General features: G+C 64.3%; 24 protein-coding genes. 11 read left to right on the top strand and 13 right to left on the bottom strand.

What is annotated here, in order from left to right; translation table 11 throughout:
• Positions 1-131: 131 nt before the first annotated feature.
• The 7 genes from GYA95_RS06055 to GYA95_RS06085 all read left to right on the top strand — a co-directional run bounded on the left by GYA95_RS06055 (position 132) and on the right by GYA95_RS06085 (position 6,460).
• The gene (locus GYA95_RS06055) at positions 132-659 is read left to right on the top strand and encodes a Csu type fimbrial protein (RefSeq protein WP_015269732.1); all 528 of its coding nucleotides are present in this window, start codon (positions 132-134) and stop codon (positions 657-659) included.
• Between the two features lie 30 nt (positions 660-689).
• Positions 690-1,226 carry a Csu type fimbrial protein gene (locus GYA95_RS06060; RefSeq protein ID WP_003256412.1) on the top strand — a complete coding sequence of 179 codons (537 nt, stop codon included), beginning with the start codon at positions 690-692 and terminating at the stop codon, positions 1,224-1,226.
• A gap of 18 nt (positions 1,227-1,244) precedes the next feature.
• On the top strand, positions 1,245-1,775 hold the full coding sequence (locus GYA95_RS06065; RefSeq protein ID WP_015269733.1) for a Csu type fimbrial protein: 531 nt from the start codon (positions 1,245-1,247) through the stop codon (positions 1,773-1,775).
• A 3-nt stretch (positions 1,776-1,778) separates the two neighbouring features.
• Complete coding sequence (locus tag GYA95_RS06070) at positions 1,779-2,282, top strand: Csu type fimbrial protein (RefSeq protein WP_015269734.1); 504 nt, start codon at positions 1,779-1,781, stop codon at positions 2,280-2,282.
• Positions 2,283-2,321: 39 nt separating this feature from the next.
• Positions 2,322-3,098: a fimbrial biogenesis chaperone gene (locus tag GYA95_RS06075; protein ID WP_015269735.1), complete on the top strand. Its 777-nt coding sequence runs from the start codon at positions 2,322-2,324 to the stop codon at positions 3,096-3,098.
• Positions 3,099-3,161: 63 nt separating this feature from the next.
• Positions 3,162-5,495, top strand: a complete 2,334-nt coding sequence (locus tag GYA95_RS06080; RefSeq protein ID WP_015269736.1) for a fimbria/pilus outer membrane usher protein — start codon at positions 3,162-3,164, stop codon at positions 5,493-5,495.
• A complete protein-coding gene (locus GYA95_RS06085; RefSeq protein WP_015269737.1) occupies positions 5,492-6,460 on the top strand; it encodes a Csu type fimbrial protein in 969 nt (322 codons plus the stop codon). Before GYA95_RS06080 ends, GYA95_RS06085 begins: the two co-directional genes overlap by 4 nt.
• A 151-nt stretch (positions 6,461-6,611) precedes the next feature.
• On the opposite strand, the gene GYA95_RS06090 is transcribed toward GYA95_RS06085, so the two are convergent.
• The 5 genes from GYA95_RS06090 to GYA95_RS06110 all read right to left on the bottom strand — a co-directional run bounded on the left by GYA95_RS06090 (position 6,612) and on the right by GYA95_RS06110 (position 11,212).
• On the bottom strand, positions 6,612-7,760 hold the full coding sequence (locus tag GYA95_RS06090) for a M14 family metallopeptidase (RefSeq protein ID WP_015269738.1): 1,149 nt from the start codon (positions 7,758-7,760) through the stop codon (positions 6,612-6,614).
• A gap of 109 nt (positions 7,761-7,869) precedes the next feature.
• The gene (locus GYA95_RS06095) at positions 7,870-8,643 is read right to left on the bottom strand and encodes an AraC family transcriptional regulator (RefSeq protein WP_061302721.1); all 774 of its coding nucleotides are present in this window, start codon (positions 8,641-8,643) and stop codon (positions 7,870-7,872) included.
• Between the two features lie 36 nt (positions 8,644-8,679).
• Positions 8,680-9,912, bottom strand: a complete 1,233-nt coding sequence (locus tag GYA95_RS06100) for an MFS transporter (RefSeq protein WP_015269740.1) — start codon at positions 9,910-9,912, stop codon at positions 8,680-8,682.
• A 288-nt stretch (positions 9,913-10,200) separates the two neighbouring features.
• On the bottom strand, positions 10,201-10,440 hold the full coding sequence (locus tag GYA95_RS06105; RefSeq protein ID WP_061302719.1) for a hypothetical protein: 240 nt from the start codon (positions 10,438-10,440) through the stop codon (positions 10,201-10,203).
• Positions 10,430-11,212 (bottom strand): MlaA family lipoprotein, encoded by a 783-nt coding sequence (locus GYA95_RS06110; RefSeq protein ID WP_015269742.1) that lies wholly within the window; start codon positions 11,210-11,212, stop codon positions 10,430-10,432. Before GYA95_RS06110 ends, GYA95_RS06105 begins: the two co-directional genes overlap by 11 nt.
• A 168-nt stretch (positions 11,213-11,380) precedes the next feature.
• Here GYA95_RS06110 and GYA95_RS06115 point away from each other — a divergent pair, with 168 nt between their 5' ends.
• The gene (locus tag GYA95_RS06115; protein ID WP_003256403.1) at positions 11,381-12,091 is read left to right on the top strand and encodes a response regulator; all 711 of its coding nucleotides are present in this window, start codon (positions 11,381-11,383) and stop codon (positions 12,089-12,091) included.
• Positions 12,088-13,443, top strand: coding sequence for an ATP-binding protein (locus GYA95_RS06120; protein ID WP_015269743.1), 1,356 nt, complete (start codon positions 12,088-12,090; stop codon positions 13,441-13,443). The genes GYA95_RS06115 and GYA95_RS06120 overlap by 4 nt, the downstream gene beginning before the upstream one ends.
• On the opposite strand, the gene GYA95_RS06125 is transcribed toward GYA95_RS06120, so the two are convergent.
• From GYA95_RS06125 to GYA95_RS06150, 6 genes are all read right to left on the bottom strand, one after another.
• Positions 13,444-13,908 carry a nuclear transport factor 2 family protein gene (locus GYA95_RS06125; RefSeq protein WP_015269744.1) on the bottom strand — a complete coding sequence of 155 codons (465 nt, stop codon included), beginning with the start codon at positions 13,906-13,908 and terminating at the stop codon, positions 13,444-13,446.
• 136 nt (positions 13,909-14,044) lie between these two features.
• Positions 14,045-14,548 carry a hypothetical protein gene (locus GYA95_RS28140; protein ID WP_052329209.1) on the bottom strand — a complete coding sequence of 168 codons (504 nt, stop codon included), beginning with the start codon at positions 14,546-14,548 and terminating at the stop codon, positions 14,045-14,047.
• Positions 14,523-14,777 carry an LLM class oxidoreductase gene (locus GYA95_RS27780; protein WP_052329211.1) on the bottom strand — a complete coding sequence of 85 codons (255 nt, stop codon included), beginning with the start codon at positions 14,775-14,777 and terminating at the stop codon, positions 14,523-14,525. The genes GYA95_RS28140 and GYA95_RS27780 overlap by 26 nt, the downstream gene beginning before the upstream one ends.
• Positions 14,778-14,781: 4 nt before the next feature.
• On the bottom strand, positions 14,782-15,585 hold the full coding sequence (gene dkgB, locus GYA95_RS06140; protein ID WP_015269745.1) for a 2,5-didehydrogluconate reductase DkgB: 804 nt from the start codon (positions 15,583-15,585) through the stop codon (positions 14,782-14,784).
• Positions 15,586-15,941: 356 nt separating this feature from the next.
• Positions 15,942-16,436, bottom strand: a complete 495-nt coding sequence (locus GYA95_RS06145; protein WP_013971943.1) for a DUF934 domain-containing protein — start codon at positions 16,434-16,436, stop codon at positions 15,942-15,944.
• The gene (locus GYA95_RS06150; RefSeq protein WP_013971944.1) at positions 16,420-18,072 is read right to left on the bottom strand and encodes a nitrite/sulfite reductase; all 1,653 of its coding nucleotides are present in this window, start codon (positions 18,070-18,072) and stop codon (positions 16,420-16,422) included. Before GYA95_RS06150 ends, GYA95_RS06145 begins: the two co-directional genes overlap by 17 nt.
• A 213-nt stretch (positions 18,073-18,285) precedes the next feature.
• Between GYA95_RS06150 and GYA95_RS06155 the strand changes: the two genes are divergently transcribed.
• On the top strand, positions 18,286-19,362 hold the full coding sequence (locus GYA95_RS06155; protein ID WP_015269746.1) for an ABC transporter substrate-binding protein: 1,077 nt from the start codon (positions 18,286-18,288) through the stop codon (positions 19,360-19,362).
• Between the two features lie 263 nt (positions 19,363-19,625).
• On the opposite strand, the gene GYA95_RS06160 is transcribed toward GYA95_RS06155, so the two are convergent.
• Entirely contained in the window at positions 19,626-19,841 is a 216-nt protein-coding gene (locus GYA95_RS06160; protein ID WP_003256398.1) for a DUF2970 domain-containing protein, read from the bottom strand.
• A gap of 160 nt (positions 19,842-20,001) precedes the next feature.
• Positions 20,002-23,709: a methionine synthase gene (gene metH / locus GYA95_RS06165; RefSeq protein WP_013971946.1), complete on the bottom strand. Its 3,708-nt coding sequence runs from the start codon at positions 23,707-23,709 to the stop codon at positions 20,002-20,004.
• 183 nt (positions 23,710-23,892) lie between these two features.
• Between metH and GYA95_RS06170 the strand changes: the two genes are divergently transcribed.
• The gene (locus tag GYA95_RS06170) at positions 23,893-26,193 is read left to right on the top strand and encodes a fatty acid cis/trans isomerase (protein WP_161551470.1); all 2,301 of its coding nucleotides are present in this window, start codon (positions 23,893-23,895) and stop codon (positions 26,191-26,193) included.
• The last annotated feature ends 22 nt before the right edge of the window (positions 26,194-26,215 follow it).

A 26,215-nucleotide genomic window follows, 5' to 3' on the forward strand; every position in this document is an offset into this window, starting at 1 on the left:
CGTTCTGTGTCGTGCGGCTTTTTTTTAGTGGTAGCGCTTTTTGGCTAATACAAAAAAATGGCTCGATGCCAGCATCGTGATGCCACCTCGCTGCTACGCTCAAGTCAGCAGATATCGACAAGGATAATAAGGTGAAGGAGCGCTACCTGGCCGCCCTGTTGGGCCTTATGTTGAGCAGCAGCGCCATGGCGGCGGACTTCCTGGTGGAGGTACGGGTGCTGGTGCAGCGTGGCTGCATGCTGGTCAACCAGCCCCGCGATGCCGGGGCACAGGCGCTTGGGCGCATCGACCTGGGCGCTACTGCACGGCTGGATGGCCCTGCCGCACCGCTCACCGGCGCGCTGTTGAGCCAGCGCCCGCCACGCCTGGAATGCAATCCCCACACCCCCTATCAGGTCCGCGTCGATGGTGGGCAGCATGGCGGCGTCGGCGAGTTGCGCTTTCTGGCCAGTGACGATGACACGGCCCGGCTCATCCCGTATCGCCTCTACCGCGACGCTGCCTGGCGCGAGCCGCTGGCGGTGAATGTGGCGCACTCGGCGCGGGTGCCGGACAGCGGCTCGGTCGAGCTGCCGTTGTACGCACGGATCGACAAGCTGGCCTGGGTACCGCCTGCAGGCCTGTACGCCGACCTGCTCAAAGTCACCGTCACCTGGTAGGGATGCCACCATGCTCAAGGACGCGACGCCATGAACCGCACCTCGATCCTGCTGCTTTCCCTGGGCCCGCTGCTGGTGCCCGGTGGTGCCGCGCATGGCACCAGCACCGGTTTCATCCAGGCGCGGCTGGTGATCAGCAGTGCTTGCCAGATCAGCAGCAACGAGACGCAACCGGCAACGGTGGGTAACCCCGGCGTGATGGACTTCGGCGAGCGCGGACCGAACTGGGACCAGCCGCTGCGCAGCCGGGTTGATGATGTGAGCGGCGAAGGCAGCCTGCAGATCAGTTGCACGCCCGAGGTGCGGGCGTTCAACGTGCGCATCAACGGCGGCCTGAATGGCAGTGACGGCATACGGCGGCTGAGCAACGGCCGCGAGCTGATCCCTTACCAACTGGCAATCGACCCAGGTGGTAACAGCCGCTACGGCATCGGCCAGGCGCGTGCCTTCACCATCAGCAGTACCCGGCAGATACCGATCCCCATCTACGGTGTGGTAGTGGCGCAACCGCGTGCGCTGCCAGCCGGCCTGTACCGTGACACCCTGAGGGTGACCCTGGACTGGTAACGACACAAGGAGACTTCGATGCGAACGAACCTTTCACGCTGCATCCTCGCCGGTCTGGGGCTGATGCTGAGTTACCAGGCGCAGGCCGCCACTACCGGGACTATCGAATCGACGCTGACCTTGACCGCAGCGTGTCAGGTCAACGGCAGCTCAGCCTCCTCGGGGGCTGACTTCGGTACCTTGGACTTCGGCACTCACGATGCCTTGTTCAACACTGCCGACGGCCAGGTAATCGGCGGCGGCGGTGGGGCGATCAGCATTCTCTGTTCGGCTGGCACGGTACCAGTCATCCGCGTGGGTGCAGGTTCCCACGATGGCCAGTCGGCCGGGGGCAGCCGTGCGCTGGCGGATGGCGTCGGCAACTTCGTACCGTACGACTTCTACACCGATGCCGGGCGTACGCAGGTGTTGGCCATCAACGGCACCATCACCTTGCCGCTCAGCAGTGGTGTGGCCCAGACCGTCAACCTGTATGGCCAGGCGCGCGGCAAGGTTGGCCTGCCGGCGGGGGAATACACCGACACAGTGTCCGTCGAGCTGTCGTTCTGAACCATGCGCAGCTGGCTGGCGGGCGGCATGAGCGTCCTTGGCGTGCTGCTGGCCGCGCCTCTGGATGCGGCGACCACCAGCAGCTTTCTGGTGACGGCGCAGATCGTCGCCGGGTGCCTGGTGGTGGGCGGCGTGACCAGCTACGGGACGCTCGACTACGGCTCGCAGTCGGCACTGGCCACCGGAACTCTCGGCACCTCGTTGGGCGGTACCACAGTGACCTTCCAGTGCACCCCGGGCGTGGCCTTGAGCATGAGCGTGGATGGCGGGCAGAACAGTGCCAGTGGCACACGCAACCTCAAACGCACGGGCGGCACGCAGGTGCTGGCCTACCAGTTGTACCGGGACGCGGCATACAGCCAGAGCCTGGGGATCGGCCAGAGCGTGGCCGTGGGCTATACCGACCCGACGGCGATCAAGCTGCCGGTGTACGGGCGGGTTCAGCTGACCGGCACGATGCCGGCGGGGACTTACACCGATGTGGTGCAAGTGACGGTGACCTGGTGAATGCATCGGCACCAATGACCAGTATCCAAGGAGAGCTTCATGGGGGCAGGCGCGAAGTGGGCGCGAGGATTGATCGGGGTATCGTGGCTGGCGAGCCTGCCAGCCTGGGCGGCCACCTCGGTGCTGATCTGGCCGATCGACCCGGTGTTGGAGGCTGACCAGAAGGCTGGCGCACTGTGGCTGGAAAACCGCGGAACCGCACCGGCCAACCTGCAGGTGCGGGTGTTCGCCTGGCGCCAAGGTGATTACCAGGAACAGTATCAGGCACAGCGCGAGATCATTGGCAGCCCGCCGGTGGCCAACGTCGCCCCCGGGCAGAAGCAATTGATCCGCCTGACCCGCACCGGCCCCTCGCCAGTCGGCCAGGAGCAGGCCTACCGCATCATCATCGACGAAATCCCGCCCGCCATCCCGGTCGACAAGGCCGAGCCCGGCACCACCGCGGCGATCCGCCTGCAGATGCGCTACTCGGTACCCCTGTTCGTATACGGCGAAGGCCTGTGGGGCAAGGCAGGCCCTGAGGGCAAGCGCAATGCCGAGGGCGTCGGCAAGCCGCAACTCAGCTGGCGCGCGGTGACCGTGCAGGGCAAGCCGTACGTGGAACTGCGCAACACCGGCCCGGTGCATGCACGCCTGACTGATGTGGTGGTGCAGCAGGGCAGCCAGAGCAAACCACTGGCCGATGGCTTGCTGGGTTATGTGCTGCCGGGGGCCAGCATGCGCTGGCCGGCACCGCTAACACCGAGTGCCGGCAGTGTGCTGAAGGGGAGGGTAAACGGCCAGAGCAGCGCGGACGCCATCCGCCAAAGCCAATGAGCCTGCGCCTGAATGCCGCGCAGAGGCCGTGGAGAACCCGGCAATGGTTGGAAACCATGTGTGATGTGGCTGACCCACCGTTGGTGCCTGGGGCTTGCCCTGGTCGGCCCTGGCCTGGTGCTGGCCGACGACCTGCCGCCACCACCTACGGAGATGTCCGCTATCGCCGATGCCACGTTGTACCTCGAGTTGCTGGTGAACCAGGTGCCCAGGGCTGAGCTGGTACCGGTGCAGCAGCGCGCCGGGCAGTTGTACCTGGACAGCGAGGTGTTGCGGGCGGCCGGCGTCTCGCTGCCAGGCAACCCGCAGGGCGAGGTGGCCCTGGAGGCCATCGTGGGGATGCATGCCGACTACGACAGCCAGAACCAGCGCCTGCTGCTGCAAGTGCCGCCGGCCTGGCTGCCCGACCAGCAGCTGGGCGACCGCAACCTGTACCCGGCCAGCGATGCGCGCAGTAGTTTCGGCGCCTTGTTCAACTACGACCTGTACCTGAACGACACCGATGACGGCGGCAGCTACCTGGCGGCCTGGAACGAACTGCGTCTGTTCGACAGCTGGGGTACGTTCTCCAGCACCGGGCAATGGCGCCAGTCGTTCAATGGTGCGCCGACCGACGACACGCGCCAGGGCTTCTTGCGCTACGACACCACCTGGCGTTTCACCGACGAGCAGCGCCTGCTGACCTACGAAGCCGGTGACCTGGTGACCGGGGCCTTGCCCTGGACCAGCTCGGTGCGGGTCGGTGGCCTGCAGTTGTCGCGCGATTTCGCTGCGCGCCCCGACCTGGTCACCTATCCGCTGCCGGCGTTCTCCGGTGAAGCGGCGGTACCGACCTCGCTGGACCTGTTCATCAATGGCTACAAGTCCAGCACCAGCGAATTGCAGCCGGGCCCCTACACGTTGACCAACGTGCCGTTCATCAACGGCGCCGGGGAGGCGGTGGTGGTCACCACCGATGCCCTTGGCCGGCAGGTGTCGACCACCTTGCCGTTCTACGTCACCAGCAGCCTGCTGCAGCAGGGCCTGGCGGATTATTCGGTAGCGGCCGGCAGCCTGCGGCGTGACTACGGGGTGCGCGATTTTGCCTACGGCCCCGGGGTCGCATCGGCCAGCCTGCGCTACGGGGTCAGCGACATCTTCACCCTGGAAACCCATGCCGAAAGCGCCGAATCGCTGATGCTGGGAGGCCTGGGTGGCAACATGCGGCTGGGCAACTTCGGTGTGCTCAATGCGGCGCTGGCGCAGAGCCGGTTCGACGGCGACAAGGGCCACCAGGTCGCCCTCGGCTACCAGTACAATAGCCAGCGCATCGGCTTCAGCTACCAGCGCCTGCAACGCCATGGCGACTATGCCGACCTGACCCGGGTCGACAGCCGGGACATACAGCTGAGCCAGCGCAGCGAGCAGGTCACGCTGAGCCTGAACCTGAACGAATACGGCAACATCGGCGCCGGCTATTTCGATGTGCGCGCCGGCGACGGCACACGTACCCGGCTGATCAACCTGAGCTACAGCAGGCCGCTGTGGGGCAACAGCAGCGTTTATCTGTCGGCCAACCGTGAAGTGGGGGACAGCCAGTGGGCAGTGCAGGCGCAACTGGTGATCCCGTTCGACCTGCACGGCACCCTGGCCCTGGGCATGGAGCGCAGCCAGCAAGGCGAAACCCTGCAGCGGGTCAACTACAGCCGCGCGACGCCGGTGGGGGGCGGTGTCGGTTACAACCTGGGCTACGCCACCGGTAGCGAGCGCGACGCCTACCGCCAGGCCGATGTCACCTGGCGCCTGCAGTCGGTGCAGTTGCAGGCCGGTTTGTATGGCAGCAGTGGAGAGATGACCCGCTGGGCCGACGCCAGTGGCTCGCTGGTTTGGATGGATGCCGGGCTGTTCGCTGCCAACCGTATCGACGATGCCTTCGTGTTAGTCAGCACCAGTGGTTACGCCGACGTGCCGGTGCGCTATGAAAACCAGGAGGTCGGCCGTACCGATGCCGATGGTCACCTGCTGGTGCCGTACAGCAGCGGTTACTACCGCGGCAAGTACGAGATCGACCCCATGGGCTTGCCGCCGGACATCCTCGCGCCGGAAGTGGAACAGCGGGTGGCGGTGCGCCGAGGCAGCGGCTACTTGCTGGAGTTCCCGCTCAGGCGCGTGCTGGCGGCCAGCGTCGAACTGGTGGACACCGAACAGCAGGCACTCAAGCTGGGCAGCCGTGTCACCCATGCAGAAAGTGGCAGCCAGGCGGTGGTCGGTTGGGATGGCCTGGTTTATCTGGAGAACCTGACGCCGCATAACCGACTGCAGGTTGAGTTGGAGGGGGGCGGGCATTGCCAGGTGGCGTTCGACCTGCCTGAGTCGCAAGGCTCGATCCCGTTGATTGGCCCGTTGGTGTGCAAGTGAAGGCCTGCTGGCGTGGTTTGTGGGCATGCGCCTTGTTGTTGTGGGCGGGCTCGGCCTGGGCCAAGTGCACGTCAGTGTTGACTGCGCCTGCGGCGTTTGGTTCGCTCAACTCGACTCAGGTACGTGGCACGGTCCAGACAGCTTCCAGCACCAACTCTGGCCTGCAGTGCAACGGTTCGGTGATCAGCGTGCTCAGTAGCACCGACTCCTTCAAGATCAAGATCACCTCCACCACCAGCGGCCTGGTAGGGCCTACCGGGGATGTGATCCCCTACACGCTCTATGCCGACGCCACAACCAACTATCCGATCACCCGTGGCACCCCCTTCGAATTCAGGACCACCGGCATCCTCGACTTGCTCGGGTTGCTCAACGGTACACCGAAGAACGTGCCCATCTACATGCGCACGCAGGTGGGCAGCAACGTATCGGCGGGGCTATATCAGGAACTCCTCGATGTCGAGTGGACCTGGGACTATTGCGACGGGATTGGTGTTGGCGGGCTTTGCATAGGGCGAGACCAGGGCTCCGGTACCAGGACCCTGCTGGTAAGCATGACGGTGACCAACGACAGCCAGATCACCACGCCCAGCATCAACTTTGCCAGCGCGCCGGTGGTGGCGGGGTTCGGCACGGTGAGCCAGAGCCTGAGCGTGTCGTGCACCAAGGGCAGCAACTACACGGTGGGCCTGGATGACGGGCAGAACGTGGCCAATGGTCGACGGCGGATGAAGTCGGCGGCCAACAACTACCTGGCCTATGACATTTTCAAGAGCGCCGGTGCGGTGCGCTGGGGTTCGACAGGGGCTGCGCGACGGGCCAGCGCCGATGCCGATGTGAACCCCGGCACGGGGACCGGCACCGGTAGCCAGGTGTTCAACTACAACGCCAAGGTCTACACCGACCAGGCTACACCACCGGCTGCGACCTATACCGACAGCGTGATTCTGGATGTGCAGTTCTGAGCGCAGGATTGCTATCGGCCGAGGGACCTTGTGGGAGCGGGCGTGTCGAGGCGTCGAACCGCCGCGAACACCGGCGAAGCCGGTGCCATACACCGTATTGGATTCTTCGCGGGCACGCCCGCTCCCACAGGGGACGCGTCAGCCAGGGGCCTCAGCGCAAATCGCCAACCATCTTCGCCAAGGTCTCAAGCACCGCCCCGGCCAACGCCTTCGAACGTGCCCCCGACCACCCGGTGACGGCATCCGGCGCGTCGTCATGGTCCTTGAACGGCATTTCCAGGGTCAGTGACAGGCAGTCATGCGCCATCCCCACCGCATTGCAGGCCAGCGTCGTGTTGGCTTGCCCCGGTTCGTCGCGGGTATAGCCATGCACGGTCTGGAAGTCGCGGGTCAGGCTGCACAGGGTGCTGCGGAACTGCTCCTCCAGTTTGGCCAGACGCGGCGTGTAGCCCGGGTTGCCCTCGCAGGCCGCGGTGAACACATGGGGGATCTCTTCGTCGCCATGCACGTCGATGAACGCATCCACGCCGTGTTGCTTCATCTGTGCCTGGGCGAAGAAGACCTCGGGGCTGAGCTCGACGCTGGCGTCCTGCCAGGCACGGTTGAGGTCCTTGCCCTTGAAGTTGGTGCGCAGGTGGCCGAGGAAGGCACCGTCGGGGTTCATGTTGGGGATCAGGTACAGGTCGGCCTTGGCCAGCAACTGCCGGATCACCTCGTCGTTGGCCTGCAGGCGGTCGATCACGCCCTCCATGAACCATTCGGCCATGTGTTCGCCCGGATGTTGCTGGGCAATCAGCCACAGCTTGCGCTTGCCTGCGGCACCATCACCGGCACGCAGCAGGGGAATGTCGCGGCCCTGTACGCTGCGGCCACTGGCGAGCAATTCCACCCCCGGCAGTTGCCGTGCACGTTCGATCAGCTGGTTGTGACGAGCGCGCGGGTAGGGCTCGAAGTAGGCGAACCAGATGTGCGGCTGTTCGGCCTTTACCTCGAACGACAGCGCCGTGCCGTCGAACTGGCTGGGGACGCGGAACCAGGTTTGCTGGTCGTAGGAGGCCACGGCGTTGTAGCCGCTCCAGGCGTTCTTGTAGGAGGAACCGGAGGCATTGTCGAGGCTGAAGCGATGGACCTGGCCTGGCGTCAGCCCGCTGACCTTGAAGTGGAACCACTGGTAGTGGCCGCTGTGGGTGTCCGGGCGGATAGCCAGGTGCACCCGGGCTGGGTTGCTGGCATCCAGCACCTGAATGTTGCCGGAGTCGAAATCGCAGTCGATCTGCAGGGGGGACAGCGTCACTGTCATGTGCCGGGCTCCTTCTGGGGGCTTTGTTGTGAGGGTACTGTACACGGCTTGACAGGGTTGCTGTGCGAGATCAGGCGACGCGGGGGCGATCTCATATGTTTCCTACAGGCTATTTGAAGAACTGACTCGGCGTGATACCGAACTGGCGCTTGAACATGCTGGCGAAGGCACTGGGGCTGTCATACCCCAGCGTCCCCGCCACATCGATGATCCGCTCGCCCAGGGCGATCCGCTCCAGTGCCTGCATCAGCCGCGCCTGCTGGCGCCACTGGCCGAAGGTCATGCCGGTTTCCTTGCGGAACAGGCGCTGGATGGTCTTTTCGTCCACCCCCAGCTGCTGGCCCCAGTCGGCCACGGTGGCGTTATCGTCAGGCCGCTCGTGCAGCGCGGAGCAGATCGCCTGCAGGCGCTTGTCGCCGGGCTGCGACAGCTTCAGCGGCAAGGTCGGCAGCACGCAGATCTCGTCGAGGATCAGGCGCATCACCCGGGCTTCACGCGAGTCTTCGGCAAACGGCGCGGTAAAGCCTACGGAGGCCTTGATCAGCTCGCTGAGCAATGGCGAGATGCTGATCGCCTTGCTCTGCAGGGGCAACTGCACTGCCGCGTCGGTGCGCACGAACACACTGCGCATTTTCACATCGCCCACGCAGCGTATCGCGTGCACCTGGCCGCAAGGCATCCATACGCCGCGGCTGGGGGGCACGGTCCAGCGTTCGTTACCGGACTCGACGATCATCAGGCCTTTGGTGGCATAGATCAGTTGGTGTTTGGCATGGCTGTGGGGCTCGATGAACCAGTCGGTCGGGTAGTCCGTCGCACGGCTGCCCACCTCCCAGTTCCATTCATCCACCTCCACCAGCAATTCGTGCTGCGGCTTCAGCATTTCGACCTCTTGTACGGGCAGCCTGGCACGCCCACTTTAACAGCAGCGGCTGGGGCGGGCTTGCGAGCGGGTTGCCGGCAGCAGCGCGGTGGCCAGCCCCAGCAGCGGCAGGAACGAGATGATCTGGTACACCCACTCGATGCCATGCCGGTCGGCCAGTTCGCCAAGCCCGGCGGCGCCGATGCCGCTGATACCGAACATCAACCCGAACATCACCCCCGACACCATGCCGACCCGGCCCGGCACGGCCTCCTGGGCATACACCACCAGGGCGGCGAAGGCCGAGGACATCACCAGGCCGATGCCCACCGCCAGTACCGCCGTCCAGGCCAGGTTGGCGTAGGGCAGGGCGAGGGCGAAGGGCGCCACGCCGAGGAACGAGACCCAGATCACCGCCTTGCGCCCGATACGGTCACCCACCGGGCCACCAGCGAAGGTGCCCAGGGCCACGGCCGCGAGGAACACAAACAGGTACAGCTGGCTGTGCTGCACGCTCAGGCCGAAATGCTCGATCAGGTAGAAGGTGAAATAGTTGGTGAACGAGGCGATGTAGACGAACTTGGCGAACATCAGCACGGCGATGACCGCCACGGCGCGCCACATGGCGCCACGCGACAGGCCGGGGGCCTGCTGGCCGGCGAAGGTCTTGAGCCGGGTCTGGCCGTGACGCACGGTCCAGCCGGTCACCCGCAGCAGCACGAATACCGCCAGCGCGGCCGCCAGCATGAACCAGGCGATGGCCGGCTGGCCGTGCGGAATGACGATGGCAGCGGTCAACAGCGGGCCGAGGGCCGAGCCGGTGTTGCCACCGACCTGGAAGGTCGATTGCGCGGTGCCAAAGCGCCCGCCGGAGGCCATCCTGGCCACTCGCGAGGCTTCGGGGTGGAAGGTCGCCGAGCCCACGCCGACCACCGCGGCGGCCACCAGCAGCATTTCATAGCTGCTGGCGAAGGCGAGCAGGGCGATGCCCACCAACGTCACCAGCATGCCGGCCGGCAGCAGGTAGGGCTGCGGGCGCTTGTCGGTGTACAGGCCGACCCAGGGTTGCAGCAAGGACGCGGTCACCTGGTAGATGAGGGCGATCCAGCCGATCTGGGCAAAGCTGAGTGCGAAATCGCTCTTGAGCATCGGGTAGATGGACGGCAGCACGGCCTGGATCAGGTCGTTGAGCAGGTGGGCGAATGCCGCAGCGCCGACGATGCGGACCAGAAAGCCCTGGGGTTGGTCGGCAGGTGTGGTGGCGGCCATGGAGGCGGTGGAGGTCGTCATGGGCGATCTTCTTCTGGCGAAAGGGAACAAGGCATTTGCCGAAGAAGGGTAGCCAGTGCCCGGTTTGCCTGTCTCACGCCGAACAGGCAGCCACTGTCGCGTTTCGGACATCCGTCAGAGGAACATGCACGATCCCTTGTAGGAGCGGCCTTGTGTCGCGAAAGGGCTGCGAAGCAGCCCCAGAGTTTCAGCGCAGATGCACAAATTGCTGGGGCCGCTTCGCAGCCCTTTCGCGACACAAGGCCGCTCCTACAAGGGCCCGCGCTGGGTGGAAGAAGCCGGTCCCTTTCAGAACGATTGACCCTGCCGCGCCACCCAGCGCAGCAATGCTGCAATCGGTACGCTGCGGTGAGCCTCGTGTCGGTAGGGCTTGCCCTCGGCGGTAAAGCGTTCGCGATAGCGGCTCAGCACCAGGCTTCGGCCATCGGCCGAAACCCGGGCCTCCAGTTCATGCAGCAACAGCGGTTGCCGGGCAGCGCCTTCCAGGCGCCTGAACAGCAGCATGGCGCCTTGGGCATCATTCTTCATGGGCACCCCCTGCGCAATCCACTGGCCAGGTGCCCGGCTCGCCGGCCTTGCCTTCTGCCACCCGGTTGCTGCGCCGCTGCGCGGTGTAGTCACGCATCGCAACGTAGTAGTCAGGCCAGGTGCGCAGCAGGTCGGTCAGTGGCAGTGCTTCGGCCCGTGCATCGACGATGCCGCCGGCCATGGCTACGTTGCCCATGGTTTCGACGGTATCGCTGTTGCCACCAAACGGGTCCAGTGCCAGGCCCAGCAGCGTGCCGGTGGCATCGCGCAGGTTGTGGGTGCCCAGCAGCGGCAGCTCGACGATGGGGCCAGAGGCGATGTTCCACACCCCGAAAGTCTGGCCAAAGTCCGAGCGATGCTGGCTCAGCCCCATCTTGCCAGACACGTCGACCAGCCCTGCCACACCCAGGGTGGTGTTGAAGATGAAGCGGGAGAGGCTGGTCATCGCCCGTTCGCCATTGCCCTGCAGCAGGTCGTTGACGAACACCTTCGGCTCACCGAAGTTGCTGGCAAAGTTGTGCATGCCCTGCCGGGCAAAACCGGGCAGCGCGGTGTAGCCCCGTGCGACGGGGGCCAGCAGATAGTCGTCGACCGTGCGGTTGAAAGCGAATACGGCGCGGTTGGCGGGCTCCGCCGGGTCACTGACCTGATAGGCGACATTGCCGCAGGCCGCCGTGGCCGGTGCACGTTGGCTGCAGCCTCCCGCCACAAGCAGCGACAAGGCCAGCGCGGCTGAGCGCGCTGAGCGGGAGGCGGATGATGAACGGGACATAGATACATTCCTGGCAAGAACTGGCAGCGATGCTGCGCAGTTTTCTTTGCCTGGTAATGTCCGGATTGTCTCGGCGTCGACACTTTGTTTCCGGGTTGAAATATATGACGGCTACGTGGGGATGGCCTTAAAGTACGGCCTGATAACCTTGTTTTGCGGTGCTTTTTTGTGAGCCATTTGCTGATAGTCGACGATGATGTCGAGGTGCTCGACCTGCTGCAGAAGTTTCTCTGCCAACATGGCTACGAGGTTGATGTGGCCAGGGATGGCAAGGCGCTGTGGCAGGCCGTCGAGCGGCGGGTGCCGGACCTGGTCATCCTGGATGTGATGCTGCCTGGCGACAGTGGCCTGGTGTTGTGCCAGCGCTTGCTGGCCGAGCACAAGGTGGCAGTGATCATGCTCACCGCCATGGGCGAGTTGAGTGACCGGGTGGTTGGCCTGGAGCTGGGGGCAGACGACTACCTGACGAAGCCGTTCGCCGCCCGTGAACTGCTGGCCCGGGTGAGGGCAGTGCTGCGCCGTGCCGGCGAAGCGGCCGGGAGCGCGGCGGGCCATGCCTGCGCGACCCTGGAGTTTGCCGGCTGGCGGCTGGATGTGGTGCGGCGCGAGCTGCGTTCGCCGGACAACGTAATGATCCCCTTGTCCAACGGTGAGTTCGAGCTGCTGCTGGTGTTCGCCGAACATCCGCGGCGGGTGCTCAGCCGCCAGCAGTTGCTGGACATGGCCCGTGGCGATGCCTACGACGCCTATGATCGCAGCATCGACGTCCAGGTCAGCCGGCTGCGCCGCAAGCTTGAAACCGACAACGGCAACGAGCCCTTGATCCGTACCCTGCGCAACGCCGGTTACCTGTTCACGCCCACGGTCGCGAAGCGATGAAGCTGCTCGCCAGGGTTCGCCAGGCCCTGCCACGGCCCAGGATCACCATTGCCCGCTGGATCGCGCTGACCACCCTGACGGCGATGCTGTTCCTGTTGCTGCTCAAGGGGCTGTTCAGCCTGTTGCTGAGTGTCTGGGCGCAGCCACCGCTGCTGGAGAGCGGGGTGATCGAGAAGGTTGCAGCGGTCACTCGCATCCTCGACGTCGCGCCCATGGCGCAGCGCGCCAACATCGCCAGTGCGGCGGGCGACGGCTCATACTCCGTGCGCTGGCTGCGCCGCCATGACGAAGCGGGCGTACCCGTGCTGGTCGATGCCGAGTTCAGCGAGGGCACGCCTATCCTGCGCGCATTGCTCAAGCGCCCGGATGCCAGGGTCGAGGCCTTCGCACCGTCCGACATGCCGGAGTACGCACCTGAACGTGGTTATGCGCTGATGATCGAGCTGACCGACAAGTCCTGGGTACTGTTCCGTGCCACCAGCCGTAGCTGGGGCCTGGACGAACTGCCGCGCAACCTGATCATCCTCGGGCTGATGCTGGTTTCCAGCCTTGTCGTCGCGCTGCTGGCCACCCGCTACCTGGCCAAGCCGCTGGAGCGCTTTGCCGAAGGTGCGCGGCGTTTTGGCAAGGACTTCAACGCCCCGCCCATTCCGGTGGTCGGCCCGCACGACCTGCGTCAGACCATTCTTGCGTTCAATGCCACCCAGGCGCAGCTCAAGCATTTTCTCAACGACCGCACCCAGATGCTCGCGGCCATCTCCCATGACCTGCGTGCACCGCTGACGCGCATGCGCTTGCGCGCCGAGTTCATCGACGATGCCCAGCTACAGGCCAAGTTGTTCAAGGACGTCGACGAGATGCAGGCGATGGTCGATGCGGCGTTGGGGTTCTTCCGTGATGACGCGCGGCTGGAACAGACGACCGTATTCGACCTGGGCGAATTGCTGCTGACCGTGGTGGACGACTTCAAGGACGCGGGGGTCGAGGTCGGCCTCAGCGGGCCGCGTCGCTGTGTGTATACGGGGCGGCCGGTGGGTATCAAGCGGGTGCTGGTCAACTTGATCGACAATGCAGCGAAATACGGCTGCGAGCCCACGGTGGTGTTGGCGGTAAACGCCAGGCAGATCGAGATTACCGTGCAGGATCGCGGGCCGGGCATTGCGCCGGAGCTGCACGAGCAGGTATTTGCGCCGTTCTACCGTATCGAAGGTTCACGCAACCGCAATACCGGTGGCGTGGGGCTGGGCCTGCCCGCAGCACGTGCCATCGTGCTGGAGCAGGGGGGCAGCATGTCCCTGGGCAACCGCCCGGGTGGCGGGCTGGAAGTCAGAATCATGCTGCCGCAGGGCTGATCAGAGCCCCAGTTCGCTGAGCCCGGGGTGATCATCCGGGCGCCGGCCCAGCGGCCAGTGGAACTTGCGCTCGGCTTCACTGATAGGGTGCTCGTTGATGCTCGAATGGCGGTTCTGCATCAACCCGTCCTCGGCAAACTCCCAGTTCTCGTTGCCATAAGCGCGGTACCACTGGCCACTGTCGTCGTGGTACTCGTAGGCATAGCGCACGGCAATGCGGTTGCCGGTGAAGGCCCAAAGCTCCTTGATCAGGCGGTACTCCAGTTCATGGTTCCATTTACGCGTCAGGAACGCCTCGACCTCGGCACGACCGCGCGGGAACTCGACGCGGTTGCGCCACACGGTGTCGATGGTATAGGCAAGCGCGACCTTGGCCGGGTCGCGGCCGTTCCAGCCATCCTCGGCCAGGCGGACCTTTTCGATGGCGCTTTCGCGGGTGAAGGGCGGCAGGGGTGGGCGGGACATCGGGGTTCTCCTCAGTTCGATTGGCTGGTAGGAGAGTAGTAGCCGCTGGCTGAACAGAGAATGGGTGTGCCTGGCACATCATAATTGCAGTGCGTGGAACAATGAAGACCGCTGGAGATGGGGCAAGGGGGCTCTATCAGGCTGCGTCGGCTGCAGTTTTCCCGGCAGCCTTGCTACGCCCACCCAGCCACACCAGCAGCAGCCGGTGGCCGCCAGCACGCCACCTGCCATCGGCACGGCCGCATAGTCCAGGTCCAGGCTGATCACCGCACCACCCAGCGCCGCGCCTACGGCATTGCCCAGGTTGAACGCGCCGACATTGATCGATGAGGCCAGCCCCCGTACGCAGGACGCGGAGCTCGGCCGCCAGCGCCTTGCGGCCGCCGCGGAAACCGAAACGCCAGCGTTGCAACGGTTCGTCAGGGTTGTCCGCCAGGTCCAGGCGGATGAAGCTGCTGTAGGGCTTGTTGCCCGCCACCGTGCGCCAGGTGGCGACCCGGTGCCGGTGGTCGTCCGGTGTGCCGGGGTGGGCCAGGCAGCCGTCGAGGTTGCTGCCGATCCATTCCGGGTTCTGCTGGGTCAGGCCGGCTACCAGCTGTTGGCCGATTTCAGGGTCATACCTCGAACACCTGGGCGGCATCGCCGAACGACGGGTCGTACAGCGGCACATCGCGGACCCACAGGGCGCGGTAGCCCAGGCGGTCGGCCAGTTGTGCCAGTTCTGCGTGGCGGGCCAGGTCCGGCTCGCCGAACTGGCGGCCATCGCGGCGCCGCGCCTGGTCGCCGGCGGGCGTCCAGTCGTGGTCCAGCGGTGCTTCCAGGCCGATGCTGAAACCGCCAGCGGTCAGGCGTTCGAGGGGCGTGGTCATGGTATCAATCCCAGATTGGCGCCAGGCCGTCAGGGCTGACTTCACGGCCGTTGCGCTCGAGCTTGGCGATGCGTGCCATGTCGTCAGCGTCCAGCTTCAGGTCACGTGCGAGCAGGTTGCTGGCCAGGTTTTCCCGCTTGGTCGACGACGGGATCACCGCGTAGCCCAGCTGCAGGGCCCAAGCCAGGGCAACCTGGGCCACGGTGGCCTTGTGCTTGGCGGCGATGTCGGCCAGTACCGGGTCTTTCAGCACCTTGCCGTAGGCCAGGGTCATGTACGAGGTGACGGTGATGCCTTGCTCCTTGAGGAACGCGGTCAGCTTGCCGTTCTGCAGGTAGGGGCTGAGTTCGATCTGGTTGGTGGCGATCTCGCCTTCGCCGACCACTTCGATGGCCTGGCGTGTCAGTTCGATGTTGAAGTTGGATACACCGATCTGGCGGGTCAGGCCCAGCTTCTTGGCTTCGGCCAGGGCGGCCATGTACTCGGGCAGCTCAACGCCGTTGCCTGGGGCTGGCCAGTGGATCAGCAGCAGGTCGACGTAGTCGGTGCCCAGTTTTTGCAGGCTGTCGCGCAGGCTGGGGACCAGCTTGTCGGCGGCGTAGTTTTCGACCCAGATCTTGGTGGTGATGAACAGCTCGCCGCGCTTGACGCCGCTTTCGGCGATGGCCTGGCCGACGTCGGCTTCGTTCTTGTAGATCTGCGCGGTGTCGATGACGCGGTAGCCAAGTTCCAGGGCCGACTTGACCGAATCGATGACGGCTTGGCCGGTTAGGCGAAAGGTGCCGAGGCCGAAGGATGGAACGCTCATGGATCTGCTCCTGGTGAGTGAGGGGGTGGGCCGAATCGAGCTTGGTCGCTCGGGTTCGATCGCTCTTCGTGTGGGGGAGCAGTGTGCGGCTTTGAGGGGGATTGATTAAGATGGGGCGGGGCCAAGGTCATTTGATTCACAGTCAAGAATCAGCGGCAAAGTCGTGACTGTGTTGCTGGAATAGCAGATTCTTCCTGTACCGGCCTCTTCGCGGGCTTGCCCGCTCCCACAGGTACACCACAGGCTTCAAGGAATGTGGCATTCCTGTGGGAGCGGGCAAGCCCGCGAAGAGGCCGGTACAGGAAAACGAAACGGCCCGCCATATAGGCGGGCCGTCTGGCATTGCAAGGTGACGATCAGCGCCGGCGGAACAGCGGCAGCGGCTCGTCGGTGGCGGCCTGGTAGGTCACCGAGAAGTCCTTCAGGCTTTGCAGCGCGTCTTCCGGGTCCTTGTCGGCACGGATGGCGAACGCGTCAAAGCCGCAACGGGCCATGAAGAACAGCTGGTCGCGCAGCACGTCGCCAATGGCGCGCAGCTCGCCCTTGAACTTGTAGCGGTCACGCAGCAGGCGCGCATTGGAGTAGTTGCGCCCGTCGGTGAACGCCGGGAAGTTCAGTGCGATGACCTGGAAGTGCTGCACGTCTTCGCCGATTTCTTCGGCTTCTTCGTCACTGTCCAGCCATATGCCCAGCCCGCCGTCACGGGCTTTGAGCGCATGGGCATGGTCGCGCCACATCTGCAGCGGGACGATGTAGTCGTCGCAGTTGGTCAGCTCGTCAAAGGACGTTTCCTTGGGCAGCAGATGCCAGGTTTCGTCGACGATCTGGTTGTTCTTAATGATTCGCTGCATAGACGCGTTCCTTGAAGGGGTCGATGCCGATACGCTGGTAGGTGTCGATGAAACGCTCTTCCTCGGTACGTTGCTCGACGTACACGGCGATCAGCTTCTCGATCACATCGGCCATGTCATCCTGGGCGAAGGACGGGCCGAGGATCTTGCCAAGGCTCGCGCCACGCGCGGCATTGCCGCCCAGCGACACCTGGTAGAACTCCTCACCCTTCTTGTCCACGCCGAGGATGCCGATGTGGCCCACGTGGTGGTGGCCGCAGGCGTTCATGCAGCCGGAGATGTTCAGGTCGATCTCGCCGATATCGAACAGGTAGTCCAGGTCGTCGAAGCGGCGCTGGATGGATTCGGCGATCGGGATCGACTTGGCGTTGGCCAGCGAGCAGTAGTCACCGCCCGGGCAGCAGATGATGTCGGTCAGCAGGCCGATGTTCGGCGTGGCGAAGCCGTTTTCGCGCAATTCCAGCCACAGGGCATGCAACTGACGCTGCTCGACGTCGGCAAGAATGATGTTCTGCTCGTGCGAGGTGCGCAGGAAACCGAAGCTGTAGCGTTCTGCCAGGTCGGCCACGGCGTCCAGCTGCTTGTCGGTCACATCGCCCGGGGCAACGCCGGTGGGCTTCAGCGACAGGGTTACGGCCACGTAGCCAGGGCGCTTGTGGGCGCGGGTGTTGCGCGAGCGCCAGCGGGCGAAGCCTGGGTACTCGGCGTCCTGCGCGGCGTAGTCGACGTTGTCCAGGGCCAGGTAGGCCGGGTCGACGAAGTGGCGCGATACACGCTGCACTTCGGCTTCGGTCAGGGTGGTGCTGCCGCCACGCAGGTGGACCATTTCGGCCTCGACCTTCTCGGCGAACACTTCCGGGGTAAGGGCCTTGACCAGGATCTTGATCCGCGCCTTGTACTTGTTGTCACGGCGACCGTAACGGTTGTACACGCGCAGGATGGCGTCGAGGTAGCTGATCAGGTCCTGCCACGGCAGGAACTCGTTGATGAACGAGCCCACCACCGGGGTACGGCCCAGGCCGCCACCGACCAGTACCCGGAAGCCCAGCTCGCCAGCGGCATTGCGCACCGGCTCCAGGCCGATGTCGTGCACTTCGATGGCGGCGCGGTCTTCCTGCGAGCCGTTGATGGCAATCTTGAACTTGCGCGGCAGGTAGGCGAATTCCGGGTGGAAGGTGGTCCACTGACGGACGATTTCGCACCACGGGCGCGGATCGACGATTTCGTCTGCGGCCACACCGGCGAACTGGTCGGTGGTGGTGTTGCGCAGGCAGTTGCCGCTGGTCTGGATCGCGTGCATCTGCACGGTGGCCAGTTCGGCGAGGATGTCCGGGATGTCCTCCAGGGCCGGCCAGTTGAACTGCACGTTCTGGCGGGTGGAGATGTGGGCGTAGCCCTTGTCGTAGTCGCGGGCGATCCTGGCCAGGGTGCGGACCTGGGTGGCGTTCAGCTGGCCGTACGGCACGGCGACGCGCAGCATCGGCGCGAAACGTTGGATGTAAAGGCCGTTCTGCAGGCGCAGAGGGCGGAATTCTTCTTCGCTCAGCTCACCGGCCAGATAGCGGCGGGTCTGATCACGGAACTGCTTGACGCGGTCCTCGATGATCCGCTGATCGTACTCGTCGTATACGTACATAAAAGTCCTGTCTCAGGCATGCAGCTATTCGCGCGCACGGCCGCGCACTCCGCTTCGGAGCCGGGGAACGATAGCAGGTTGCGTTTATGCGCTAAAGTGATGTTTTTGCATATGAAAAGAACCAAATGGACTATGTGAGACTGACTGCCATTTGTGCGCTGGGCGTGGCTTGGCGTTTATAATCCGGCGTTTGCTTCGCAGGGATGTCAGCCCATGCTCAAGGCGTTGTGCCAAAGCTTGTGTCTTGCCTTGCCGCTGGCGGCAAGTGCGCAACCGGCTTCGGTGGTTTTCCTCAACCCGGGGCTGTCCACCGAAACGTTCTGGACCAGTTATACCCGCTTCATGCAGGCCGCTGCAGACGATCTGGGCATGACCCTGCACGTGGAATACAGCGAACGCCGCGCCGACCTGGCGCTGACCCAGGCCAGGGCGATCCTGGGCGGACCGCAGCGGCCGGATTACCTGGTCCTGGTCAATGAGCGGTACGTGGCGCCGGAGATCATCCGCCTGTCGCGTGGCACCGGCGTCAAACTGTTCCTGGTCAACAACGGCCTGACTGCCAGCCAGGCCCGTAGCATCGAGGCCCAGCCGGACAAGTATGCCGAGCTGCTGGGCACCTTGACGGCCAACGACGAGCAAGCGGGTTTTGAGATGTTGCACCAGATGGTCGCGCAATTGCCCCGCGACAGTGGGCCGGTGGACCTGCTGGCGTTTGCCGGGGTCAAGACCACCCCGGCCTCGCAGCTGCGCGAGGAGGGCATGCGCCGCGCCCTGGCCGACTTCCCCCAGGTGCGCCTGCGCCAGGTGGTATATGGTGGTTGGAGCCGCCAGCGCGCCTACGAGCAGGCGCAGCAACTGGTGGAGCGCTACCCGGCCACCCGCCTGGTATGGTCGGCCAACGACGAAATGGCCTTTGGTGCCATGCAGGCGTTCGAGGAGGCAGGGCGCAAGCCGGGGCGCGATGTGCTGTTCAGCGCCATCAACAGCTCGCCCGAGGCCCTGCATGCCCGTATCGACGGGCGTCTTAGCGTGCTGATGGGCGGGCATTTCACCCTCGGCGGCTGGGCCATGGTGATGCTGCACGATGATGCCCAGGGACTGACGGTGAACCGCGACGGCCTGCGCGAGCATCGCATCCCGGTGTTGCAGTCGATTGACCAGGCCAAGGCAACCCGTTGGCTGAAACTACTGGAACGGCCCGACTACGGTATCGATTTCCAGCATTACAGTGCCGAAGGGCGGCCGCCCGACTACCAGTACCCATTTCTGACATCACCGATCAATTATTGAAAGACCCTGCTTGAGGGAAGGGCATTGCTCGTCTTAACTGCTGGTGGTGAAGTGCATTCCCATAACCACTACAAGAGGCAATGCAATGGGAAACTCAACCAAGGTCCGCAAAGCTGACAGCAGCGTCGATGCCTGGGCGATCCTCTGCCTGATCGTTCTGGTGGTGGTCACTGCCGTGTATTGGGTCAGCCACCAGTAGACTTGTATTCAAGACCGTGATGCAGCCAGAGCGCCTGCGGTAGGGAGTCCCGCAGGCGTTCTTGCTAGCGCGCAAGGTGCAGGGCCAATTGCACCAGGCCGATCAGTACGGCAATGAACACCAGGGTGAACAGCGTCCCCAGCGCAATGAAATGGCTGGCCTTGCCGTGGGTGAAATCGCGGGCGCGGTTCTTGCCGCTTTGCACGCCGAAGGCGGCAGCGAGGATGCTGTGCAGCATCTGCCAGAAGGTAGGGGGCTTGCCCTGGCTGGAATCGTCCATGGTGGCTCCTGAGGAAATCAGAGGCAATCAGGGACAGTGTAGGTGGCTATTGGGGCTGCTGTGCAGCCCATCGCGACACAAGGCCGCTCCTACAAAGGATTGCATTCTCCTGTAGGAGCGGCCTTGTGTCGCGATGGGCCGCAAAGCGGCCCCAAGGGTCTTAGCTGTCGTAACCCAAGTTAGGCGCCAACCAGCGCTCGCTGACACTCACATCCTGGCCCTTGCGCGCGCTGTAGCGCTCGATCTGGTCCTTGTCGACCTTGCCCACCGCAAAGTACTGCGCCTGCGGGTGGGCAAAGTACCAGCCGCTGACCGCCGCTGCCGGGAACATCGCGAAGTGGTCGGTGAGGAACACGCCGCTCGGCCCGGTCTCACCGATGGCAGTGCCATCAAGCAGGCGGAACAGGGTTTCCTTCTCTGTGTGGTCCGGGCAGGCCGGGTAGCCGGGGGCCGGGCGGATACCGCGGTACTGCTCCTTGATCAGCGCCTCGTTGTCGAGGTGTTCATCGCGGGCATAACCCCAGTGCTCTTTACGCACCTGCTCATGCAGCCATTCGGCACAGGCCTCGGCCAGGCGGTCGGCCAGGGCCTTGACCATGATCGAACTGTAGTCGTCGCCCTTGTCCTGGTAGGCCTTGGCCACTTCCTCGGCACCGATGCCGGCGGTAGTGATGAAACCGCCCACGTAGTCGGTAACGCCACTGGCCTTCGGCGCGACGAAGTCGGCCAGCGACCAGTTGGGCTTGCCGTCCGGCTTGATGGTCTGCTGACGCAGGTGGTGCAGCGTAGCCAGGGCCTGGCCGTCCTCGCCGTACACTTCGATATCGTCATCGGCAACCTGGTTGGCTGGCCAGAAGCCGAACACTGCGCGGGCGCTGATGAGTTTTTCGTCGATCAGTTTGTCGAGCATCTCGCGGGCATCCTTGTACAGCGCCGTCGCCGCCTCGCCGACCACTTCGTCGGTGAGGATGCGCGGGAACTTGCCGGCCAGGTCCCAGGAGATGAAGAACGGGGTCCAGTCGATGTACTCGGCCAGCGTGCGCAGGTCGATGTCTTCCAGCACCTTGACGCCGGTGAAGGAGGGCACCGCTGGCTGGTAGCCAGCCCAGTCGTACTGCGGCTTGGCGGCGATAGCCTGGGCGTAGCTCAGGCGCTCGGTGCGGGCGCTGCGGTTGGCGGTGCGCTCGCGTACTTCTTCGTATTCCTGGCGGGTCTTCTCGACGAAGCCGGCTTTCAGCTCTTTGGACAGCAACTGGGTGGCAACACCGACCGCGCGCGAGGCGTCGGTGACGTAGACCACGGCGTCGTTGCTGTACTTGGGCTCGATCTTGACTGCGGTGTGCGCCTTGGAGGTGGTGGCGCCGCCGATCATCAGCGGCAACTGGAAGCCCTGGCGTTGCATTTCGCGGGCCACGTGGACCATCTCGTCCAGCGACGGCGTGATCAGGCCGGACAGGCCGATGATGTCGCACTTCTCGTCGCGGGCGGTTTGCAGGATCTTCTCGGCCGGCACCATCACGCCGAGGTCGACGATGTCGTAGCCGTTGCAGCCCAGCACCACGCCGACGATGTTCTTGCCGATGTCGTGCACGTCGCCTTTTACCGTGGCCATCAGGATCTTGCCCTTGGCTTCCGGCTTGTCGCCTTTCTCGGCTTCGATGAACGGAATCAGGTGCGCTACCGCCTGTTTCATCACGCGGGCCGACTTGACCACCTGAGGCAGGAACATCTTGCCCGCGCCGAACAGGTCGCCGACCACGTTCATGCCATTCATCAACGGGCCTTCGATCACTTCGATCGGGCGGGCGCACTGCTGGCGGCATTCTTCGGTGTCTTCGACGATGAACGCTGTAATGCCCTTGACCAGCGCGTGCTCCAGGCGTTTTTCCACCGGCAGCGAGCGCCACTCTTCGTTTTCCACTTCCCTGGTTGCGCCGCCGCCCTTGTAGTCGTCGGCAATGGCCAGCAGTGCGTCGGTGCCATGCGGGGTGCGGTTGAGCACCACGTCCTCGACCTTTTCACGCAGTGCAGGCGGGATCTCGTCGTAGATCTCCAGCTGGCCGGCGTTGACGATACCCATGGTCAGGCCGTTCTGGATCGCGTGGTACAGGAACACCGAGTGGATGGCTTCCCGCACCGGGTTGTTGCCACGGAACGAGAACGACACGTTGGACACACCGCCCGAGCTCAGGGCGTGCGGCAGGTGGTCGCGGATGTAGGCGCAGGCCTCGATGAAATCGACGGCGTAGTTGTTGTGCTCTTCGATGCCGGTGGCGACGGCGAAGATGTTCGGGTCGAAGATGATGTCTTCCGGCGGGAAGCCCACTTCATTGACCAGGATGTCGTAACTGCGTTGGCAGATCTCTTTCTTGCGCGCGGCCGTGTCGGCCTGGCCGACCTCGTCAAAGGCCATCACCACCACGGCAGCGCCATAGCGCTTGCACAGGCGGGCGTGGTGCTTGAACTGCTCGACGCCTTCCTTCATGGAAATGGAGTTGACGATGCCCTTGCCCTGAATGCACTTGAGGCCCGCTTCGATCACTTCCCACTTGGACGAGTCGATCATGATCGGCACGCGCGAGATGTCCGGCTCGCCGGCGATCAGGTTGAGGAAGCGGACCATGGCGGCCTGGGAATCGAGCATCCCTTCGTCCATGTTGATGTCGATCACCTGGGCGCCGGCCTCGACCTGTTGCAGGGCGACTTCCAGGGCTTCGGTGTAGTTCTCTTCACGGATCAGCCGGGCGAACTTGGCAGAGCCCGTGATGTTGGTGCGCTCGCCGACGTTGACGAACAGCGACTGGCGATCGATGGTGAACGGCTCCAGGCCCGACAGGCGGCAGGCCTTGGCGATTTCCGGAATCTCGCGCGGCTTGTACTTGGCGACGGCCTCGGCAATGGCCTGGATGTGGCCCGGCGTGGTGCCGCAGCAGCCGCCGATGATGTTGAGGAAGCCGCTGGCGGCGAATTCCTCGACCACCACGGCCATTTCGGCCGGGGTTTCGTCGTATTCACCAAAGGCGTTTGGCAGGCCGGCGTTGGGGTGGGCCGAGACATGGGTGTCGGCCTTGGTCGCCAGCTCTTCCAGGTACGGGCGCAGGTCCTTGGCGCCGAGGGCGCAGTTCAGTCCCACGGAAATCGGCTTGGCGTGGCGTACCGAGTTCCAGAACGCTTCGGTGGTCTGGCCCGACAGGGTACGGCCCGAGGCGTCGGTGATGGTGCCGGAGATCATGATCGGCAGTTCGATGCCGTCTTCCTCGAACACCTGCTGCACGGCGAAGATCGCCGCCTTGGCGTTGAGGGTGTCGAAGATGGTCTCGATCAGCAGCAGGTCGGCGCCGCCCTCGATCAGGCCGCGGGTGGCCTCGATGTAGTTCGTTACCAGCTCGTCGAAGGTGACGTTGCGGTAGCCGGGGTCGTTGACGTCCGGGGAAATCGAGCAGGTGCGGCTGGTAGGGCCGAGCACGCCGGCGACGAAGCGCGGCTTGTGCGGGGTTTCCAGGGTCTTGGCATCGGCCACCTGGCGGGCGATGCGCGCGCCCTCGACGTTCAGCTCGTAGACCAGCGATTCCATGCCGTAGTCGGCCTGGGAAATCTGCGTGGCGTTGAAGGTGTTGGTTTCGAGGATATCGGCGCCGGCATCCAGGTAGGCCTTTTCGATAGCGGCGATCACATCCGGGCGGCTGAGCAGCAACAGGTCGTTGTTACCCTTGACATCGCTTGGCCAATCGGCGAAACGCGTGCCACGATAGTCGTGTTCCTCGAGCCGGTAGCTTTGGATCATAGTACCCATGCCGCCGTCGAGGATCAGGATGCGCTCCTTGAGTGCGTTCTGGAGTGCTTGGAGACGAGCGCTGCGGTCGGACATAGGAACTACCTGGTCGGGCAAATTTCAGAAGGTGCAGAATCATAACAAAGCTGCGCGGTTTTTAGGCGCATCGCCCATTTGCATGAAAATGGCTCATGTTGGGCGGGCGTCGGCGAAGCAGGGCACCCAAGGACGACCAGGCAACAAATCGTGATGGCTTTCAATACCCAGGACTTTCCGCACATGGTGCATCGTATTCTTGCCGGCGTTTTCGCCCTGCTCATCAGCAGTATGGCGTTCGGGCAAGCCCCCCAGTCGAGCCCGGCTATTTCCTACACCCGGGACATTCAACCGATCTTCACCGAGAAATGCGTGGCCTGCCACGCCTGCAACGACGCCGCCTGCCAGCTGAAGCTGGAAAGCCCCGAAGGCGCGGTGCGCGGCGCCACCAAGGTGCCGGTGTATCAGGGCGAGCGCAGCAAGGCAGTGCCCACCACGCGGCTGTTCTACGACGCCCACAGCGAGGGCGAGTGGCGCAAGAAGGGCTTTTACTCGGTCCTCGACAACCAGGGTAGCCAGGCCGCGCTGATGGCGCGCATGCTGGAGCTCGGGCACAAGACCCCGCTCACGCCCAATGCCAAGCTGCCCGAAGAAATCGTCCTGGGCCTGAACCGCAACAACATGTGCCCGTTGCCGCAAGAATTCGATGCCTATGCCGGCGCCCATCCCAAGGAAGGCATGCCACTGGCGGTGACCGGCCTGACCGACAAGGAATACGACACCATGCGCCGCTGGCTGGCCGCCGGTGCGCCGGTCGAGTACCAGCCGATCAAGCCAAGTGCGGCCGAAGCCAAGCAGATTGCCGACTGGGAAGAGCTGCTCAACCGCCCGGGTTCCACCGAGGCGCTGGTCGGCCGCTGGCTGTACGAGCACCTGTTCCTGGCGCACATCTATTTCGTCGGTGGCGAGCAGGGCCACTTCTTCCAATGGGTACGTTCGCGTACACCGAGCGGCCAGCCGGTCGACCTGATCGCCACGCGCCGCCCCAATGACCCGCCGGGCACCGACTTCTACTACCGGTTGATCCCGGTGCAGGGCGTGATCGTGCACAAGACGCACATCACCTACCCGATGGGGCCGCAGAAGCTCAAGCGGGTCAAGCAACTGTTCTACGCCGGCGACTGGCATGCCACCGCGCTGCCAGGCTACGGCCCGCGCCACCGGGCCAACCCGTTCGAAACCTTCGAAGCGATCCCGGCCGTGGCGCGCTACCAGTTCATGCTGGATAACGCCGAATACTTCGTGCGCACCTTCATCCGTGGCCCGGTATGCCGTGGGCAGATTGCCACCGACGTGATCCGCGACAACTTCTGGGCGTTGTTCCAGGAGCCGGCCCACGACCGCTACGTCACCGATGCCAAGTACCGTGGCGAGGCCACGCCGCTGCTGGCCATGCCTGGGCAGATCGATGACGTGGGCAGCGTGCTGAGCCTGTGGCACGCCTACCGTGACAAGCGCAACGAGTACGAAAAGCTGCGCCGCGAAGCCTATGCCGACATGCCGGCACCGGGCTGGGCGACGCTGTGGGCCGGTAACGACAACGCGTTGCTGAGCATTTTCCGCCACTTCGACAGCGCCTCGGTGACCAAGGGCCTGATCGGTGATGTGCCGCTGACCGTGTGGCTGTTCGACTACCCGTTGTTCGAGCGCACCTATTACCAGCTGGCGGTCAACTTCGATGTGTTCGGCAACGTCTCGCACCAGTTGCAGACGCGCCTGTACTTCGACCTGATCCGCAACGGCGCCGAGGTCAACTTCCTGCGCCTGATGCCGGCCGACCAGCGCAAGGCGATCCTCGGCGACTGGTACCAGAACAGCGGCAAGGTGAAGATGTGGATGGATTATGAAGACATCGACACCGACACCCCGAGCGGCATCCAGCTCGACCCGCGCAACCCCAAGCGCGACTTCGGCCTGAAGCTGTTGCAGCGTACCGGCAGCCTGAATGCCGCGCCTGACCCGATCAACCGCTGCCAGGGCGCGTTCTGCTCGCGGCCACAGGTGAGCGAAGAGTTCCGCAATGCCGAGCAGTCGCTCAGCCGCCTGGTGTCGCGCCCGGCTGCCGGGTTGAAGGTGATCAACCAGCTGCCCGAAGCGACCATGCTGCGCATCGAAGGGCAGGGCGGCCAGCGCCAGGTGTACAGCCTGCTGCGCAACCGCGCGCACAGCAACGTGGCGTTCCTGCTGGGCGAGGCGTACCGCTACCAGCCGGGGCTGGATACCCTGACCCTGTACCCGGGCGTGCTCAGCAGCTACCCCAACTTCATCTTCAACATCCCGACCAGGGATGTGCCCGAGTTCGTCGAGGACATGGAGTATGCGAAAGATGACCCGGCCAGGTTCGAGCGCATCGTCATGCGCTGGGGTGTGCGTCGCAGTCACCCAGAGTTCTGGCGCTACTTCCATGACCTGAACAGCTTCATCAAGGAGACCGAGCCGGTCGAGGCGGGCGTGCTGGACATGAACCGCTACGAGAACCTCTGATCGGTTGGGCTGACCTTTCCGA

Source organism: Pseudomonas asiatica, from assembly GCF_009932335.1.
Lineage (GTDB): Bacteria > Pseudomonadota > Gammaproteobacteria > Pseudomonadales > Pseudomonadaceae > Aquipseudomonas > Aquipseudomonas asiatica.

Coding starts and splice junctions, on each gene's coding strand:
- GYA95_RS27780 (WP_052329211.1), bottom strand. CDS start 14,777: ATGACCACGCCCCTCGAACGCCTGACCGCTGGCGGTTTCAGCATCGGC.
- GYA95_RS06075 (WP_015269735.1), top strand. CDS start 2,322: ATGGGGGCAGGCGCGAAGTGGGCGCGAGGATTGATCGGGGTATCGTGG.
- GYA95_RS06070 (WP_015269734.1), top strand. CDS start 1,779: ATGCGCAGCTGGCTGGCGGGCGGCATGAGCGTCCTTGGCGTGCTGCTG.
- GYA95_RS06060 (WP_003256412.1), top strand. CDS start 690: ATGAACCGCACCTCGATCCTGCTGCTTTCCCTGGGCCCGCTGCTGGTG.
- GYA95_RS06120 (WP_015269743.1), top strand. CDS start 12,088: ATGAAGCTGCTCGCCAGGGTTCGCCAGGCCCTGCCACGGCCCAGGATC.
- GYA95_RS06155 (WP_015269746.1), top strand. CDS start 18,286: ATGCTCAAGGCGTTGTGCCAAAGCTTGTGTCTTGCCTTGCCGCTGGCG.
- GYA95_RS06095 (WP_061302721.1), bottom strand. CDS start 8,643: ATGCTGAAGCCGCAGCACGAATTGCTGGTGGAGGTGGATGAATGGAAC.
- GYA95_RS06100 (WP_015269740.1), bottom strand. CDS start 9,912: ATGACGACCTCCACCGCCTCCATGGCCGCCACCACACCTGCCGACCAA.
- GYA95_RS06125 (WP_015269744.1), bottom strand. CDS start 13,908: ATGTCCCGCCCACCCCTGCCGCCCTTCACCCGCGAAAGCGCCATCGAA.
- GYA95_RS06065 (WP_015269733.1), top strand. CDS start 1,245: ATGCGAACGAACCTTTCACGCTGCATCCTCGCCGGTCTGGGGCTGATG.
- GYA95_RS06160 (WP_003256398.1), bottom strand. CDS start 19,841: ATGGACGATTCCAGCCAGGGCAAGCCCCCTACCTTCTGGCAGATGCTG.
- GYA95_RS06145 (WP_013971943.1), bottom strand. CDS start 16,436: ATGCAGCGAATCATTAAGAACAACCAGATCGTCGACGAAACCTGGCAT.
- GYA95_RS06080 (WP_015269736.1), top strand. CDS start 3,162: ATGTGGCTGACCCACCGTTGGTGCCTGGGGCTTGCCCTGGTCGGCCCT.
- GYA95_RS28140 (WP_052329209.1), bottom strand. CDS start 14,548: ATGCCGCCCAGGTGTTCGAGGTATGACCCTGAAATCGGCCAACAGCTG.
- GYA95_RS06150 (WP_013971944.1), bottom strand. CDS start 18,072: ATGTACGTATACGACGAGTACGATCAGCGGATCATCGAGGACCGCGTC.
- metH (WP_013971946.1), bottom strand. CDS start 23,709: ATGTCCGACCGCAGCGCTCGTCTCCAAGCACTCCAGAACGCACTCAAG.
- GYA95_RS06170 (WP_161551470.1), top strand. CDS start 23,893: ATGGTGCATCGTATTCTTGCCGGCGTTTTCGCCCTGCTCATCAGCAGT.
- dkgB (WP_015269745.1), bottom strand. CDS start 15,585: ATGAGCGTTCCATCCTTCGGCCTCGGCACCTTTCGCCTAACCGGCCAA.
- GYA95_RS06105 (WP_061302719.1), bottom strand. CDS start 10,440: ATGAAGAATGATGCCCAAGGCGCCATGCTGCTGTTCAGGCGCCTGGAA.
- GYA95_RS06110 (WP_015269742.1), bottom strand. CDS start 11,212: ATGTCCCGTTCATCATCCGCCTCCCGCTCAGCGCGCTCAGCCGCGCTG.
- GYA95_RS06090 (WP_015269738.1), bottom strand. CDS start 7,760: ATGACAGTGACGCTGTCCCCCCTGCAGATCGACTGCGATTTCGACTCC.